This is a genomic window from Caballeronia glathei (assembly GCF_000698595.1).
Classification (GTDB): domain Bacteria; phylum Pseudomonadota; class Gammaproteobacteria; order Burkholderiales; family Burkholderiaceae; genus Caballeronia; species Caballeronia glathei.
The window spans coordinates 1-14707 of the sequence record NZ_JFHC01000118.1 but is presented as its reverse complement, the minus strand read 5'-3'; the positions used below and the strand labels follow the sequence as shown (position 1 = coordinate 14707).

At 61.9% G+C, this 14707-nt stretch carries 14 protein-coding genes and 2 pseudogenes; 5 read left to right on the top strand and 11 right to left on the bottom strand.

Features of this window, described 5'->3' with window-relative positions; translation table 11 throughout:
* Positions 1–442: 442 nt before the first annotated feature.
* From BG61_RS36120 to BG61_RS36110, 3 genes are read right to left on the bottom strand one after another with little or no spacing between them, the layout of a single operon-like run.
* Positions 443–1243, bottom strand: coding sequence for a carboxymuconolactone decarboxylase family protein (locus BG61_RS36120; protein WP_152565273.1), 801 nt, complete (start codon positions 1241–1243; stop codon positions 443–445).
* Positions 1221–1715 carry a (R)-mandelonitrile lyase gene (locus BG61_RS36115; RefSeq protein ID WP_035942904.1) on the bottom strand — a complete coding sequence of 165 codons (495 nt, stop codon included), beginning with the start codon at positions 1713–1715 and terminating at the stop codon, positions 1221–1223. Before BG61_RS36115 ends, BG61_RS36120 begins: the two co-directional genes overlap by 23 nt.
* Positions 1716–1742: 27 nt before the next feature.
* Positions 1743–2153 carry a (R)-mandelonitrile lyase gene (locus BG61_RS36110; RefSeq protein ID WP_035942902.1) on the bottom strand — a complete coding sequence of 137 codons (411 nt, stop codon included), beginning with the start codon at positions 2151–2153 and terminating at the stop codon, positions 1743–1745.
* A 232-nt stretch (positions 2154–2385) separates the two neighbouring features.
* Here BG61_RS36110 and BG61_RS36105 point away from each other — a divergent pair, with 232 nt between their 5' ends.
* Positions 2386–3300: a LysR family transcriptional regulator gene (locus BG61_RS36105; RefSeq protein WP_035942900.1), complete on the top strand. Its 915-nt coding sequence runs from the start codon at positions 2386–2388 to the stop codon at positions 3298–3300.
* Between the two features lie 56 nt (positions 3301–3356).
* On the opposite strand, the pseudogene BG61_RS40915 reads toward BG61_RS36105, so the two are convergent.
* Positions 3357–3521, bottom strand: a pseudogene (locus BG61_RS40915) (conjugal transfer nickase/helicase domain-containing protein); the annotation flags it as partial.
* Here BG61_RS40915 and BG61_RS40910 point away from each other — a divergent pair.
* A pseudogene (locus BG61_RS40910) lies at positions 3518–3910 on the top strand (integrase core domain-containing protein); the annotation flags it as partial. The pseudogenes BG61_RS40915 and BG61_RS40910 sit on opposite strands and share 4 nt — an antisense overlap.
* A gap of 777 nt (positions 3911–4687) precedes the next feature.
* Here the strand turns inward: BG61_RS40910 and BG61_RS36100 are convergent.
* From BG61_RS36100 to BG61_RS36070, 7 genes are all read right to left on the bottom strand, one after another.
* Positions 4688–7009: a nuclease SbcCD subunit C gene (locus BG61_RS36100; RefSeq protein WP_035942898.1), complete on the bottom strand. Its 2322-nt coding sequence runs from the start codon at positions 7007–7009 to the stop codon at positions 4688–4690.
* Positions 6997–7527 carry a hypothetical protein gene (locus BG61_RS36095; RefSeq protein WP_035942896.1) on the bottom strand — a complete coding sequence of 177 codons (531 nt, stop codon included), beginning with the start codon at positions 7525–7527 and terminating at the stop codon, positions 6997–6999. Before BG61_RS36095 ends, BG61_RS36100 begins: the two co-directional genes overlap by 13 nt.
* A 240-nt stretch (positions 7528–7767) precedes the next feature.
* Positions 7768–9153 carry a metallophosphoesterase family protein gene (locus BG61_RS36090; RefSeq protein ID WP_035942894.1) on the bottom strand — a complete coding sequence of 462 codons (1386 nt, stop codon included), beginning with the start codon at positions 9151–9153 and terminating at the stop codon, positions 7768–7770.
* Positions 9154–9229: 76 nt separating this feature from the next.
* Positions 9230–9421, bottom strand: a complete 192-nt coding sequence (locus BG61_RS36085; protein ID WP_051673025.1) for a hypothetical protein — start codon at positions 9419–9421, stop codon at positions 9230–9232.
* 21 nt (positions 9422–9442) lie between these two features.
* Positions 9443–9925 carry an NADAR family protein gene (locus BG61_RS36080; protein WP_035942892.1) on the bottom strand — a complete coding sequence of 161 codons (483 nt, stop codon included), beginning with the start codon at positions 9923–9925 and terminating at the stop codon, positions 9443–9445.
* A 186-nt stretch (positions 9926–10111) separates the two neighbouring features.
* Complete coding sequence (locus tag BG61_RS36075; protein WP_035942891.1) at positions 10112–11407, bottom strand: recombination directionality factor; 1296 nt, start codon at positions 11405–11407, stop codon at positions 10112–10114.
* The gene (locus BG61_RS36070; RefSeq protein ID WP_325099868.1) at positions 11404–11673 is read right to left on the bottom strand and encodes a DUF7696 family protein; all 270 of its coding nucleotides are present in this window, start codon (positions 11671–11673) and stop codon (positions 11404–11406) included. The genes BG61_RS36075 and BG61_RS36070 overlap by 4 nt, the downstream gene beginning before the upstream one ends.
* Before the next feature lie 660 nt (positions 11674–12333).
* Here BG61_RS36070 and BG61_RS36065 point away from each other — a divergent pair.
* The 3 genes from BG61_RS36065 to BG61_RS36055 all read left to right on the top strand — a co-directional run bounded on the left by BG61_RS36065 (position 12334) and on the right by BG61_RS36055 (position 14392).
* Complete coding sequence (locus BG61_RS36065) at positions 12334–12936, top strand: hypothetical protein (protein WP_035942889.1); 603 nt, start codon at positions 12334–12336, stop codon at positions 12934–12936.
* 101 nt (positions 12937–13037) lie between these two features.
* A complete protein-coding gene (locus tag BG61_RS36060) occupies positions 13038–13934 on the top strand; it encodes a hypothetical protein (RefSeq protein WP_035942887.1) in 897 nt (298 codons plus the stop codon).
* Between the two features lie 11 nt (positions 13935–13945).
* Complete coding sequence (locus BG61_RS36055; protein WP_035942885.1) at positions 13946–14392, top strand: bactofilin family protein; 447 nt, start codon at positions 13946–13948, stop codon at positions 14390–14392.
* Positions 14393–14707 lie beyond the last annotated feature (315 nt).

Genomic DNA, 14707 nt, shown 5'->3' with positions numbered 1-14707 from the left:
ACTGCCCGACGCGGTCGCCCGAAACCGGCCCACATGGGCCGCTCGCCTTTCTCCAAAACGGACGTTGGCGATCTGCTGCTAGACAATGACCGGAGTGGACCGTCCCCCCTCACATACGGTCCCGGGAGTGTCACATGCCGTGATGCGCCGGCGGTCACTGCGAACTTGGGGCCCTTGCGGTCGGAGACCGATCCCGACCACAGTCGGCAAAGCAGCGCCGCGGCGAACTGTCCGCCTGAGACCAGGCCGACCGTGAATGCGCTGAATCCGAGGTCGCCATGGATATGCAGCGGCAGTGCCGGCAATGCTGCACCCGTGACGAGAAACACGGTGAACACGCAAGCCATCAAGGACAGGAGCGTGCGATCCGTAGGCGAAGGTTGATGCATGGTCCCTGGCATTGTGTTTGTGCCAGGCTAGCCCAGCCGCGTCATCAAGTGGGTTACTGCTTGCCGGCGGAAAGGCTTGCCAGATGCCGGTCCAGGGCTTCGCTTGCGCGGCGGGCATGGTCGGCTCCCACGCGGTCGGCGAGCACCTGGGTGAGCTGGCGCAGTTGGCCGGCCGTCAGGCCCACGTTCATGCTGATCTTCATGTGCGCCTGCAATTGCGGCTCGGCGCCGGGCAGCGCCGACAGCATGCCCACGGTGGCCAGCTCGCGGCTTGGCCAGTCGAGGTTGTCGCGCTCGAAGATGTCGCCGAACAGGTGGGCGCGCAGGTATTCATTGGCCGTGGGCGCGAAGTCGAACAGCGGCCCCTCGACCGGACCGCCCGAGAGCTTGGTCTGGTTGGCGGTGCCCGCAGCTAAAAGCGCATCGCCCTTCGGGATGGGACGGCTGGGCGCGCGGCCCGGCGCGTCCTGGATGCCGCGCTGCTCGCGCGCGTCAAGCACCTTCATCAGCTCGCCCAGCGCATTGAGGCTGCGCGGGAAACCGGCATAGGCGTAGAGTTGTACGAGGATTTCACGGGCGTCGCTGACCGTCATGCCTGCGTCCAGCCCCTGGTTCAGGGCGGCGTTCAACTTGCCAATGATGCCTGCGGCGGCGAAGGCCGCGATGGGCACGATGGCTTGCTGGCGGGCGTCGAGGGTTTCGGAAGCGCTGGGTGCGCCGGCGGATGTTGGATTCATGGACTTGTTCTCCTGGGCATGGGTTACCGGGCTCAATGCAGCCAGGCCCAATACGATGGTCAGTGCGCCAGAGTGAAGGCGCGCGCGGCGGCGCTCAGCGGGCGTTGTATTGCTCATCGGTGACTTTCTCCATCCAGGTAACGTTCTGGCCGTCCACCGTGCCGGTGACGGCCAGGTGGGTCATCGCGGTGTTGGAGCCCCCTCCGTGCCAGTGCTTGACGCCGGGCGGGCACCAGACCACATCGCCGGGCCGGATGACCTGCACCGGCTTGCCCCATTCCTGGGTCAGGCCGACACCGGAGGTCACCACCAGTCGCTGCCCGGCGGGATGCGTGTGCCAGGCCGAGCGCGCGCCGGGCTCGAAAGTCACCAGACCGCCGGACGCATTGATGTTTTTGTCGGCGGGCCAGACCGGATCGATGCGCACGCGCCCGGTGAAGAACTCGGCCGGGCCGGCGGCCGAGGGCTGCTCGCCTGCGCGCGTGATCTGCTGCGCAGCGGCGGACGTGGTGGCCTGCGGCTCGGTAGCCCGTGCCACGGTGGCGTTCAGCGCCGCCGCGCATAGGGAGAGTCGGAGGAGCATGTGCATGGGTTTCCTTTCCTGATGTGAAGTGGCTCAGCCTTGCGGGGGCCCGGCGAGGTACTGCTCGTCGGTGACGTGCTCCATCCATTCGACGTTCTTGCCATCCAGCGCTTCCTGGATGGCGATGTGCGTCATGGCGGTGGTCGGCGAGGCGCCGTGCCAGTGCTTGTGCCCGGGCGGACACCAGATGACATCGCCCGCACGGATTTCGACGATGGGTTCACCCTCGCACTGCGTCCAGCCGCAGCCGGCGGTCACGATCAAGGTCTGTCCCAGCGGGTGGGTATGCCAGGCCGAGCGCGCGCCCGGCTCGAAGGTGACGGCGGCACACGACACGCGAGCCGGTGCGGGCGGGTTGTTCAGCGGGTCGATGCGGACGGTGCCGGTAAACCACTCGGCAGGCCCCCTGACGAACGGCTGCGATCCAGCGCGCTTTAGTTCCATGGTTGATCCTTTCGGTGTTCGGAAAGTGGTTGGGGCTAGGCGCCGTTTCAGCCGCCCGATGACGCGCACCCAGGGCTCAGCCCGGGCATGCGCAGGCTCGGCCAGCGACCTGTCCAACAACGCCAGCGATCGCGAATTCAGATGCCAGGGTTGTCCAACCAAAACTTTAGAGGGGCGTCGATTAGATGGGAAGACTGTAAAATCGGGATACGGTAGTGCACTGGATTCACCAATGGCAAAAGAGGACCTCAACGACCTGCAAGCCTTCGTGGCCGTGGCGCGGGAGCGCAGCTTCACCCGCGCTGCTGCGCAAATGGGGCTGTCCCGATCGGCGCTGAGCCACGCGATGCTCGCCCTGGAAGCGCGGCTGGGCGTGCGGCTGCTGACGCGCACCACCCGTAGCGTTTCCACCACGGAGGCCGGCGCACGGCTGCTGGATGCGGTGGCGCCCCGGCTCGATGAGATCGAGTTGGAGCTTGGATCGCTCACGGCATTGCGCGACAAACCCGCTGGAACGGTGCGCATCACGGCCCACGACCATGCCATCACCACCGTGCTTTGGCCTCGGCTGCTCCCTCTGCTGAAGGACTACCCCGCCGTCCACATCGAGTTCAGTGTGGACTATGCGTTCACGGACATCGCGGCGCACCGCTTCGACGCTGGTGTCCGAGTGGGCGACCGGGTGGACAAGGACATGATCGCCGTGCGCATCGCGCCGGATCTGCGCATGGCCGTGGCGGCGTCTCCTGCCTACCTGGCAGGTAAGCCATTGCCCGCCACCCCGCACGACCTCGCCGGGCACCGCTGCATCAACCTGCGGCTGCCCACCCATGGTGGCCTGTATGCCTGGGATTTCGAGAAGGACGGCGAGGCAATCAACGTGCGCGTGGGCGGCCAGACCACGTTCAACAACACATTCCTGATGCTTCAGGCGGCACTGGACGGCATGGGCTTTGCCTTCGTGCCGCTCAACATCCTGCAGCCGCACATCGACGCCGGCCGGCTGGTGCCGGTACTGGAAGATTGGTGGCCGACGTTTCCGGGCTACCACCTGTACTACGCGAATCGCAGGCAGATTTCGCCGGCACTGGCACTCGTGATCGAAGCCTTGCGATGGCGCGAAGGCCTGGCCAATGCAGCCACGTAGCGCGAACCAGCATCTTACTGTGGCGGCGGTCTCATCAAGGGACTCTCAGAAATCCTTCACCCTTCCTTGAGTAGCGAAAGATAAGGATTGTTGGGGGGAATATCGGCGAATACCGCGGCGGCATCTTCCAGAAGATAGCCATGCAGCCGACGGGATTTTCTTGGGCCAGTGACTTCACAGGTCCAGATGTTCAAGCCGTTGGGGTGCTTGCGGTGTAGCCGACTTCGTGTTGAACGCGCTGGAGCAGGCAGTGCATGAGCGCCGACCAGCCGAAAGTAACCGTTTGGTACATCATTCGGACCGCGGGTCGCAGTACGTTTCAATTCGGTATACGGATCGGCTAGCCGAAGCAGGGATCGAACCGTCAGTCGGCAGCGTCGGAGATTCATACGATAACGCCCTCGCCGAAACGATCAACGGCCTTTACAAGGCAGAAGTTATTCACCGTCGCGCACCATGGCGCAACGTGCAGGCGGTTGAACTCGCCACGCTTGAATGGGTGGATTGGTTTAATCACCGACGCCTGCTTGAGCCGATCGGCAACATCCCACCGGCCGAAGCAGAAGACCGCTACTATGGGCAAATCGCTGGAATGCCGATGGCAGCGTAACTCCAGCAAAACCGTCTCCGAGATTCCCGGTGCGCTTCATTGCTCAGCGAGCCGAGGTCTGTGCGTCCGAACCACGCCGCGAGCGAATGACGCTTCATGGCCGGTCTCGGACGGATGACTTACATCCCCAGCGCCGGACCCAAGCAAGAAAACGCCAGCCATAGCGCCCTCCTGGCAGTGCTACTACTGTGGCGCAGCTGTAGGGCAGTCGCAACTCCGCTGTCGCGATTTTATTGCCTTTGTGGCGCCGCCCGAGGTAAGTCTATGATTTCTATATCCGCCTAGTCGCATTAACTGTGGCGCCCTACGTCTGGGGGGGCACCGACGATTGCAGCTTCGAACATAACGAACTCCACAAAGAATGATTGCGGAGCGACCCCGGCGGGTCGCTAACCCGCGGGTCAATAGATGAACTGATTCCTTTCGAAACGTAACTGGGTCGTCCGATGGCGTGGGTCCACCACCGACCACCGGTCACCGGTCACCGGTCACCCAAACCTAGATCCGCTGCTCCCGGACGCGCGGAAGACCCTCCGCGCGCCGCTCGAGCCCTTTCTGCTGTGTCGGTCGCGTCGGACCGTCGGCGACCACAGGCGGGCGGGCCAGATAAGAGGACTCCGCCGCGTGGCAGTGGCTGCAGGACGAACTACCGGCTGCCGCCAACAGAAGCATGAGAAGGTTTGCCATATTTGAAAAAATAAAAAGCGCCCGGACGGGCGCGTAGAAAAAGAGGAGCGCCCTTGAAGGGGCGACTCCCCACAAGGGTCGATTTGAGCGTCAGTCCGCGAGCGCTTCTACGTCGATAACGGCGTCTGCTTCCGCGACGAGTTCGGGCGTCTGCGAGATGAAGAACTCTCGCTGATACCCACCCTGGCGCAGCACCTCACGCTTCATGCGCATGAACTGCACCTTGCGCTGCGGATCGAGCGGCCCGTCTGACTCATCGCTGAACAGGGTCTGGTACGGCTGACCGGTGTTCTGCGCGAGATACAGGGCAATGCCCCGCGTCAGGCACTCGTTGATCCAGACTTTTTGACCGCCAGACATCACCGCAACCGACTTGCTACTGTCGGCCTCAGCGTCATGAACGACGATCTCGAAGCCCTCTCGCATTTCCCCGCTTGCGAGCGCACGTTGCGTGCGAATTTCGACGGTGAACCGCATGCCGTAGCACGCGAGCAGCAACTCGTTGACCGTATGCGTGAGCGCAGGGCCAGCATCATCGATGGTGAGAGCCACCACACCGTCGTTGCCGAGTCCTTTGGCCAGCAGCTTCCAGTGGGCGATCTCGTCGGAGAGGTGATCCGCGCGCAATTGCGTCGCCGAAAACTTCTCCAACTCCAGCACCAACGCCTCACCTTCGGCTTGCAACACACTCTGCGAACGAATCAGTGCTTCGATTCGTCCGTCGAGCGCCGCCACGGTTTCCCGGTTCGACGCGAGGCTCCGATCCAGTGTCGCGATCGCGGCCGTCACATCGACAGCAGCAAGGCGCGTCAACTCTTCAGCGATCCGCGCGAGCTCCGCCGCCATGCGGGCCTTTTCAGTCTCGTACTTGGAGATACGCCCCGCGGTCTCCTCAGTAATCGACCGAAGGTCCGCTTGTGCGGCTTCAAGTCCTGACGTTGCGGCGTCCAGAAGTGGCTTGCTCGCGGCGAGTTCAGTCGCTGCTTGCAAGGTACGCCGTGCACGAGCGATCGCGTCGTTCACAGTCTTCAACTCGCCGCGCTTCGCAGTGAGCTCGACTGCAACCGGTGCCAGCGCCTCGGCCTGCACTTTCTTCTCACGGTACTTTGCTCGAAGATCCGCCACGGAAATACGCTGCGCGTCGGCCTGTGCCTTGGCCTGAAGTGCTTGCGTGAGCAGCGGGCACTGCGAGTGCATGGCGTGCCCGACACACGGTACCTGCTCAACAACCGCTGCTTGCTTGCTCAGCGTGTCAAAATGCGCGGCCTTAGTCGTACCTTCGCTCATCAGACTCGAAAGCGATACCTGCAGTGCATTGAGCGTGGTCTGCTTTGCCTCAAGCTCGCCAACGACCCGTTGCAGAGATTCGACCTTCGCTTCTTCGCGGGCGATCGCTAACTCAGCTTCCTCGCGCTTTGCTGCCGCGCCCAGAATCGCGTCTTGCCGAGCAAGCGTTGCTTGATGCGTCGTGACAGTCCGGTTTAAGGCGATGACGCGTTGCTGGCTCCGAACGGTTGCAGCTTGCTCGTCGTCAGCGGCGTTTATCATCGCTTTGGTCAGATCATCGCAGCGCACACCGAGTTCGCGCTGCCGCGCTTCGACCGACGTCGACTCGCTTTGCTTCGCAGCAAGCGTGGCCCGCTCCTGAGTCAGCTTATTTGCTTGCTCGAGTGCTCCCTCACGTTGCTCGCGCGCTGTACGCAAGGCAGTGCCCTGCGCAACGACCGACTTCTCGATCTCGGCTTTGCGCTGCCGCTTACCAGCGAGTGTCGCAAGCTCCGACTGGACACTATCGAGCGACTTGCCGAGCACCCTTGCGACGTCGCCTGCTTTTGCAGACAAAGCCTTCAGGTGATCGATGCCGAGCAACTCAGCCAGCAGCGTCTTGATCTCGCCCGCGCCGTAAGACGCGAGCGGACGGCGATTTTGGGCTGAGAACACGCTCGTGAAGAACGTTTCGAGCGAACCGTTGATCGCTTCCACGCAACGGTTGTACGATTCCGCTTTGCCGTCCGACACCGTGCCGTCCGGCAGTGACGCCGGGCGCCACGTACCGTCCACCCCGCGATAGGCCAGGTAGTACTCCGCCTTGCCTGTCTTGCCGGGTTTGCGGAACGTGAACGAGGAGCGGTAACGAATGCCATCGTGCTCCCACTCGAGTTCCTTCAGCGCACTGGTGCCGCAGATGTGGTCCCAGTACGAGAACGCATCGACCGAGAGCTTCGAGGCGCGCGACGGCATGATGGGATACGGATGCAGGTTGTCCATGATCGTCGTTTTCCCAGCCCCGTTCTGGCCGGTCAACGCAATCAGGCCATCCGGCAACGACTCCAGATCCAGTGTCACGCTCTCGCGCTTCATTCCATCCCGAATGCCTGTGAAGCCTTCGAGCGTCAGTTTCAGAGGGCGCATGACGGCACCTCCAACACTTGCGAGAGTGATGCCATCTCCTGATAGAAAGCATCGTCGTCCTCGTTGGGAAACGGCGTGTGGACTGTGCCGACGGACTCATCAAGACGCGGGGCGGCCAGAGATCCAGCAATCGCGGCTTCCACGAACTGACAGGCGCGGTTGAACTCGCGACGCGCGCCGTTGAGAAGTTCGGCCCAGTCGGGGTATCCGGTCAGGCTCCGAATTTCCATGCCCGACCACTGCGTTGCATACCCTTCACGGTACGACCAGAGCAGGTGCTGCATTTCGACCGTCGGCGTAACGACGAGACTGTTCGCGCCGGGAGTCGTCGCCGACATCAACAGCATGTGGCCGAACTGCGCCAAAACTGCCCCGCGGTGCTCGCCGAACGGCTGATGGGCGATTGCGGCGGTGAACGCCGCGTGATCGACCAACGAATGCTGAATGTCGCGACTGGAGAACTTCACTGTCGCGAAGGTGCGGACCCAATCGGGACCGGCAGGATAAAGACCAAACATGGTTGCACTCCGGAATGAAGAAGGCGGAGTGCGCCCCGGAAGGGATCGCGCCCCGCCAGGGTGAAATGGATAGAAATTCTGCTGAGAAAGGGTGCTGCGCTTAGGTGCTGAACTCAGGTACAGCAACTCGATGCGTCTATGACGCGGTGAAACCTCGTTTCGATAGCCATGAAACTATCGGAACACGGCTTGTGTTCAACGGGGAGAGCCAAACAGGCCTCTCCCACTTGCGACAGCGAACTACGCTGCGAACAAGTCGTCCTCCAGCCACGACTTCTTGATCGGGGGAACGATTTCGACAGTCGCCACGGGCATCTCAACATGATCGGCGTCCGTGGACACGACCGCATCGAGAGGGACGGTCGACATGACCGGGTCGACGACTGCCACCGTCGCGGGAACAGCTTCGATCCTTGCCAACACACCGGCAGCAATCGACTCAGCGTCGCTCCCCCCCAAGAGTTGGAAGCGCTCGAGCAGCGGTGTCGACTCGACCTGCGTCAGTTCGCACCAGCGTTCTATCTTTCGATCGACGGTCGCTTCGAGACTGATGCCCTGGGCTCGACTGCGCGTCACCGGAAGGATCCGGGCTTCGACCTTCAGCTCGGCAGCGCTTGAGAAAAGCGCCGCGATCGCATCGCGGTCAACCGCCTGTCGATGCTCCTCGTCGACCTGCCAGCGCACCCGCACGAACTTGTCGTTCGCGCCCGCTGCGATCTCGGCCAGACGCGCCATATCAGGCGGCCCGTCGAAGTCGATGCAAAGCGTCTCGCGCGCGGGCGTCTCAATCAGCGACGCCGTGGCGTTGCCGGCTTGCACGTCCCAAATCAGGTACCCCTTCGCGCCTTCCTCGCCATAGTGAAACCGTCCGATGGAACCTGGATACGCGACGGTACGTCCGGCTCGCTCCCACTGCTGGTGCTTGTGGATGTGACCGAGCATGAATGCGTCGCACTGCGCTTCGAACAACGCGCCGAGCGAGAACTCATGATCGAACCCCGCCATCGTTACACCATGCTCAGTCGTGCAGCCGTTGACCGTGCCGTGCGAGATGCCAACGGTGCGAATTCCCGCTCCGCGAAGTTGCGTGTTCACACGACCAGCGGCCGCGAGAAAGTCGCTCAACACGTCGCCGAGCGCGGTCGCAGCGTGCTGCGCGCCGACTGCCGCGGCCAACTGGCCTTTGTGGACCGTTGGCAGACAAGTGAATACGACATCCGCGCCGATCGCGAGAACGGATTCAAGCTCCTCGGGACCGAAAACCGGTCCGCTTGAAGCAAAGAACTGCCCATCGCCGAAGCTGACCTGCTGCACGCGTTCCGCGACGAAGACCGGGTGCTCCTTGCCCATCAGCGAGAAGTTCCGCAACGTGCCGCGGGGCTCGTGCGAGAACGTGCCTTGCAACATGACAACCGGCATCCATGTTGCGAGCCGGCTAACCTTTTGCGCAAGCCGATTCAGCGATGGGGCGTGCGCGTCGAGCCGGTGGTCGGTCGCGTCGCCCGATATGACGGCGACATCAACGCCAAGCTCGATGGCGTGACCGACTGCAAAACCGAAGCATCGGTCTGACTCGTCGAGGTTTCCCGGCGAGTAATGCAGGTCTGAGAAATGAGCGATTTTCACGTCGCCTCCTAAAAGAAAAAGGGCCGCCCGAGGGCAGCCTTTAGTGGTTGAGCGCCGGTAAGGCGCGCGGAAGAAATTAGAACACTGTGATGCGTCCGTCACCCTCACCCCATTCAATCTGCAGTTTCGCAGGTTGAGGTTCGATGAATGACGTACTCATGCAGCCTTGGCATTGGACGACGAGGCGAACCGAACGGTCGGCGGTGAAGACCTTGAACGTTTCCCCGCCGCAACCGCCGCAGCGCATCTGCTTCTGGTCGGTCAGCATGGGTTGATTCGTGTAGAAAGTTTAGGGAGTAAGGTTGTCGCGGACCTTCATCAACGTCTTACCGAGGAGATTGAGGCCGCGCCATTGAGTCTTGTCGGTAATGCGCACATCTCGCTCGCCGAGTCCCACACCCCAGATCAGGTCGTACGGACTTGCCTCGACCAACTCAGTCGGAGCAGTCGCCAGGAGCAGCGACCGAATACCAGGATTCTGGACGAACTTCTCCCGGCAACCGACGTAGACGATGGACTCGCGTTTCGACTCCCAACGAGCCAGATCGAAACCCACGACTTTGCGACCAAGCGCCTTCTGCCCTTTTGGATGGCGCGTGGCGAGAATTGCAGCCGCGGCGTCTTCATCGGCGAAGAGCTTGGCCTTCGCAAACATCATGAATTGCTCCACCGTCGAGAAATCCACGCCGTGGTACGAGAAGCGGCAAGGATGCCAGTTGCTCAACGCATCGTCTGCGCCGAAGAACAGAGTGACGTTGCCGACTTTTCGCATTTGGAAAAACCTATGCGGTAACAGGAGATGGGCCGCCGAAGCGGACGTGATTCGATGCACGTAGTGTGCGGTCGAAAGCGTTTGAGAAAGTCGTGCCTACTCAAAAACTCTCGCACCCGATAGAAACGAAAAGATCCAGCCCCGAAGGGCTGGTGAAACTTGCCAAGACTAGGTTGCCAAGACTAGTTAGACGGGTCGCACCTCCTGAAGCGCCTGTTCGAGTTCGCGATCCAACGCGTCGGGGTCGTCCAACCCCTCGATCAGTCGTGCATTCATGTCGTCGAGGTCGTTCGAGCGAGTCGGCCAACCGTTGCCGAAACGAACGTAACCGAACGCTTTGAACGCCAACTGCCGAACTTCCGCATTCAGGCCAAGCCTATGCAGCAAATCGGACATGCGTTGGCGCTTGTCTTCGATCGTTTCGTTCGGGTCAGGCCTGAACGATTCGGCTTGTGCATCGACGGTCCCTGCGTCTTCCTCGCTTGCCGTCGCGCGGGCGACGTCGGAGAGCGGATGCGCCTCACCGGTGGGCTCCAACAGGGCGACTGCCTTGTTTGCTGCCTCGAGCGCAGGCACCGCATCGTCGGCACCGTCGAGCAGCGCGCTCAGGTCGATGTCAGCATCGAGCACCGTGAGCATTTGCTTTTGTCGCTTCGGCTGTCCGGTCTCGTCAATGCGCATGATTTCGAACTCTCGCTTCGAGAGCCAAAATCGCGTGCCAGTGAGACGCCCGCGCGCGAGCGACACAGTTTGCATCGCAGAGTACGCTTTTTGCAGGACGTAGATGGAGTTGGTCGGCAGTTCGATCAGCCCCAGCCCCTTGATCTCCGGAATGACGAAGAAAAAGGTCGCCGACAAATTGCACTTTCGATCCTGATACTGCGGACAGGCGTGCGGGTCGCAGATGCCGTCCGGTATGTCGTCGTCCTGGCGGTGGATCACCATTCTCCCGCCGAAGGACCGCCGTGCGCGTTGCGCGCGCGGATCACGCTCCACCGGTGCATACGTCTTGCAGTAGCGTCGACCGTCCGGCCCGTACTCCGAGAAGTACTGCCGGCCAGAGGTACCGTAGACGGCCATCTGGTTCGGTACGTTGCGCAGCCAGTCGTCGAACGCGAACATCACCGGAAAGCGAAAGAGCTTTCGACCATCTTCGCGATCCTCGCCGTACAGCTTGAGGATCTCATCGGCGGTGTCGGGGTTCGAGAAGTCCGAACGACGGCAGGTGAAATAGGAGGTGTTTTTCGGGACGAGCGGGTTTCTGATCTTGCAACGCGTTTCGATCACTTGCCCGATCGTGTCGAACGAGTCGCCGGCAGCGACCATCTCGCTGTAAAGCTTGACCGCTTGCTCGTTGGACTGAGCCGCGCGGGTGAGTACCTTGATACCCGGGCGAATCTTTCCGATTGTCGGAGGACGGAGGGCACGTTCCTCAACGAGGCTCCGCGGTGTTGAATCGTGAAACTGGACGACGGCGTTCATGAGGGTTTCCTCGCGAGAAAAAAGATTGCCGAAGTACGAAGCGTCGCTGCCTGAGACTGAAGCTCCCGGGCCGCATCGACTCCTCGCTTTTCGGTGATGTGATGGATGAAAGTGGTGCGCTCGGCGTCGCTGTACATTGCAACCTGAGCGACCTCGCACCGGGCCCGCCATTCAGCGGTGTCGGTGTTCGATTGCACGCGTTCGTGAGCGATCTGTTCCTTGATCGTCTCGGCGATACGCTGATTCAGACGGTTTCCCAACAGCATAGGCACCCCCGTTTAAGAGATCCGTGACGGGCACGGACGAAAAAAAAGCCCGCCCCCGTGATGGAGCGAGCTTCGTGAAATCGAATAGATGGAGACCTACACGCCACGTCCCTTCCGGGGACGTGGCGAGCAGGGAGCGACCGGAAGCCGGTTCGCTCAGTCAGAGGACGTAAAGTCGTCCTCGCGCGGCATGGTCACGCCGCGCAACAGCCCTTTTCGGAAAATACATTCCGCCGCAGGAATCACGGATCAGCCAACTTCGATCGTTCTACCCAGTCAGGCTCTGGAGAGAGAACACCCGAAAACCTGGGTTCGAACGATGTACCGGCGCAAATGAATGCGAGCCTGGTACGAGTATCACGGCTGAAATGGGGGAGTAAGTAGCGAGCAAACTCAGCACAAGGGAGATTTCCACACCGGTAGCTATCCGGTCGGAGCATGCCTACAGAAACCGCCTGGGCACGACTTGGAGAGAGAAGATGGACTCCGGGCTTGGAGTCGAGGTCGATGCGTCAGAGACGCGGGGTATGAATTGAAGTATTGGGGGAAAAAGTCCCGGCGTGTACTGGAAAGCTCGCGAAATCTGTATAGCTTTCGCCGCCTTGTCTTTTGTCTAATCAATGAGAATGTGTACTGGAGAGAACACATCCGAGAACACTTATGTCTGGCTTCGACACGGAAACACCCGAAGGGGTTGATCCAGAACGGAACATTGCACTGCCCAACGACGGCCACGTCGAGAGCGGCCTGCGCCCGCTCAAGCGCTTGACGAGCGACTCGCGGCTCGATCGCATCCATGGCGACACCCTCGCGAAGACCGAGCTGCAGTATTACTCGGCGTTCGCGCGCGAGTTCTGTCGCGCCGACTACAACTTCTGCGCGGCCAAGATGACACTCGCGCGCGGCGGCAAACTCGTAGCGCTCGATGCTGAGTTCCGCGTCGCCGAGGCTTTCTTCAAGAAGGCTCTGACGTGGGCCCATCAGCTGCACGGCCGAAGCGCGGCGATGTCTGCCGAATCGGTGACGCTCGAAATCAAGCATCCTCTCTCGGGCCGGTTGGTTCGCTTGCTCACCATGTACGACGCATTGTTCGTGAAGACGCTGGAAGCGCTTTTCGCGCGGTCCCTCATGCCGCACCAGCGCAAACTGGCGCTCGACAGCGCCCAGGCGCGAATCAAGCAGATTCCCTTTCTTTGCATGCCGGACAACGACCGTTACGCGCCTGAAGGCGAGCTGCTCCCCAATCCAGACAACGCGCACTGACCGACGCCACTGAGCGTCGGCTCCCCTGCGTCCGGCGAACGCTTGACAAGCCCGCGCGCCGGATACGCTCGAACGCATGACTACGAGAAGAGGCACCTCTAATGGATATCCATGAAATTCAGCGGCTGCACGCACAGTTCGCACCTGATTCGATGGTGATTGACCTGCCGCGCCAACTCGCGGCTCTCCCAGCCCCCGGTGACTTGGCCGTCGACGATGCGCCGACGGCGCGCGCCAGATGGGCTCAAGCGGGTCCGCTCGTTCGCGGCAGCGTCATTGCGGTGGCCGTCGCCGTGTTGGTTGGCATGGCAGGCATGGGCGCCGCGTCGCTGTACAGAACGCACCGCGGCGATAACACCACCGTTCAGCCGGCGCCCGCGATCGCGTCGACCACAACGCAGCCGAAATCGCCCCCCCGAATCGAGCAGCTGTCGGCAAGCTCGCGCGAGATCGACGCAACGCCTGCTCGACCGGTTGCCGCAGCGCCGGGCCTGAGCGAGCGCGACTTCGGCACCGCTTCGTCGTTGGGATTAACGGCCGAGCAATTTCGCGCATCAATGCGCGCACCGGCCGTCTCCGACGCTCCGAAGGCCCCGGCCGCACTGTCTTCCGAAGCGCAACTCGCGGCCGCATCGCCGATCCGCCGTGCGTCGACAGACCGAGGCGAAGCCCAGCAGTCGGCCACTGCGCCAGTCGTCTCCCCGCAACCCGGAGCACCGGTCGACGTGCAAGCGGTGTCTAAGCAAGTCGCGCCGGCCGCTCAGCCCACCACACAGCCCAACACCCAGGCGAGAGCTGCACCCGCGGCCGCAGTCCCGCCGACGTCCGCTCAGACTCAGGCGAGCGCGCCGACGAGCGCCGTCGCCGATACGCCCAAGCCCGCGCGTGCGGTCCGCCACCATGTGTCGCGGCCTCGCGCTGAGCAGGCTGCTGACGCTGACATAGCAAAGCCCGCACCGACGAACCGTGCCGGTTCGACCGAAGTGCAAATGTTCTAGGAGTTGCCACCTTGAAAACGAAACCCAACATCACGCTCATTTCCGCGGGCTGCTCCATCACCGGCAACATCATCGTCGATCACGGCATCAGCTGCTTCGGGCTTTGCGACGGCGGACTGATCTCGACCCAGGGCCTTCTGCACGTTGGCGAAGGCGGTCTGATCAAGGGCAGCGCGCAGGGTGAGCACGTTCGAATTGACGGGCGCGTGGATGGGAATGTCCACGCACGCGGTTCTCTCGAGATCAACGGACAGGTCACTGGCGACATCTTCTACTGCGGCACCATCCGACTCGGCCCACGCGCGGCGCTGAACGGCACGCTTAAGCGCGTGGCCCGCATGCTGACGATCGAGGCAGAACCCGCACAAACCGACGTCGCAGCGCATGCCTTGCCCACGCAGTCGGTGCCAGACCGGCCCGACTCAAACGTGACCGAGATCTCCCGCGCGATGGCCTGAATTTCTTCCCTGCCTCAATAAGTCTGACGATTGGCTGTTAAATGGCTAACCCAATCGCGCGGGCAAGGCCGACGACATGAGACCGCACGATCCAATCTTCGATTTCCCAACGATTACGTGAGACCAGGCCGCACAAGAAGCGGCCTTCGAAGGCCACTGCTTCTGCTTGCTCGATACGGGTCAAGTGCTCAATCGAGCATCGATGCGTGAAGGCGTGCCGCACTGGAACCCTCGGGTGTTGAAAAATTGCAACGCTGACGAGGGCGAATCTTCCACGCCGCTTGTCAATTTCGAATAAGGGTTTATACTAATTCT

Bases quoted from the DNA above. Each gene is read 5' to 3' on its own strand.
- BG61_RS36060 (WP_035942887.1), top strand. From the start codon at position 13,038: ATGGATATCCATGAAATTCAGCGGCTGCACGCACAGTTCGCACCTGAT.
- BG61_RS36075 (WP_035942891.1), bottom strand. From the start codon at position 11,407: ATGAACGCCGTCGTCCAGTTTCACGATTCAACACCGCGGAGCCTCGTT.
- BG61_RS36085 (WP_051673025.1), bottom strand. From the start codon at position 9,421: ATGCTGACCGACCAGAAGCAGATGCGCTGCGGCGGTTGCGGCGGGGAA.
- BG61_RS36100 (WP_035942898.1), bottom strand. From the start codon at position 7,009: ATGCGCCCTCTGAAACTGACGCTCGAAGGCTTCACAGGCATTCGGGAT.
- BG61_RS36070 (WP_325099868.1), bottom strand. From the start codon at position 11,673: ATGCTGTTGGGAAACCGTCTGAATCAGCGTATCGCCGAGACGATCAAG.
- BG61_RS36080 (WP_035942892.1), bottom strand. From the start codon at position 9,925: ATGCGAAAAGTCGGCAACGTCACTCTGTTCTTCGGCGCAGACGATGCG.
- BG61_RS36115 (WP_035942904.1), bottom strand. From the start codon at position 1,715: ATGCACATGCTCCTCCGACTCTCCCTATGCGCGGCGGCGCTGAACGCC.
- BG61_RS36095 (WP_035942896.1), bottom strand. From the start codon at position 7,527: ATGTTTGGTCTTTATCCTGCCGGTCCCGATTGGGTCCGCACCTTCGCG.
- BG61_RS36065 (WP_035942889.1), top strand. From the start codon at position 12,334: ATGTCTGGCTTCGACACGGAAACACCCGAAGGGGTTGATCCAGAACGG.
- BG61_RS36105 (WP_035942900.1), top strand. From the start codon at position 2,386: ATGGCAAAAGAGGACCTCAACGACCTGCAAGCCTTCGTGGCCGTGGCG.
- BG61_RS36120 (WP_152565273.1), bottom strand. From the start codon at position 1,243: ATGAGCAATACAACGCCCGCTGAGCGCCGCCGCGCGCGCCTTCACTCT.
- BG61_RS36110 (WP_035942902.1), bottom strand. From the start codon at position 2,153: ATGGAACTAAAGCGCGCTGGATCGCAGCCGTTCGTCAGGGGGCCTGCC.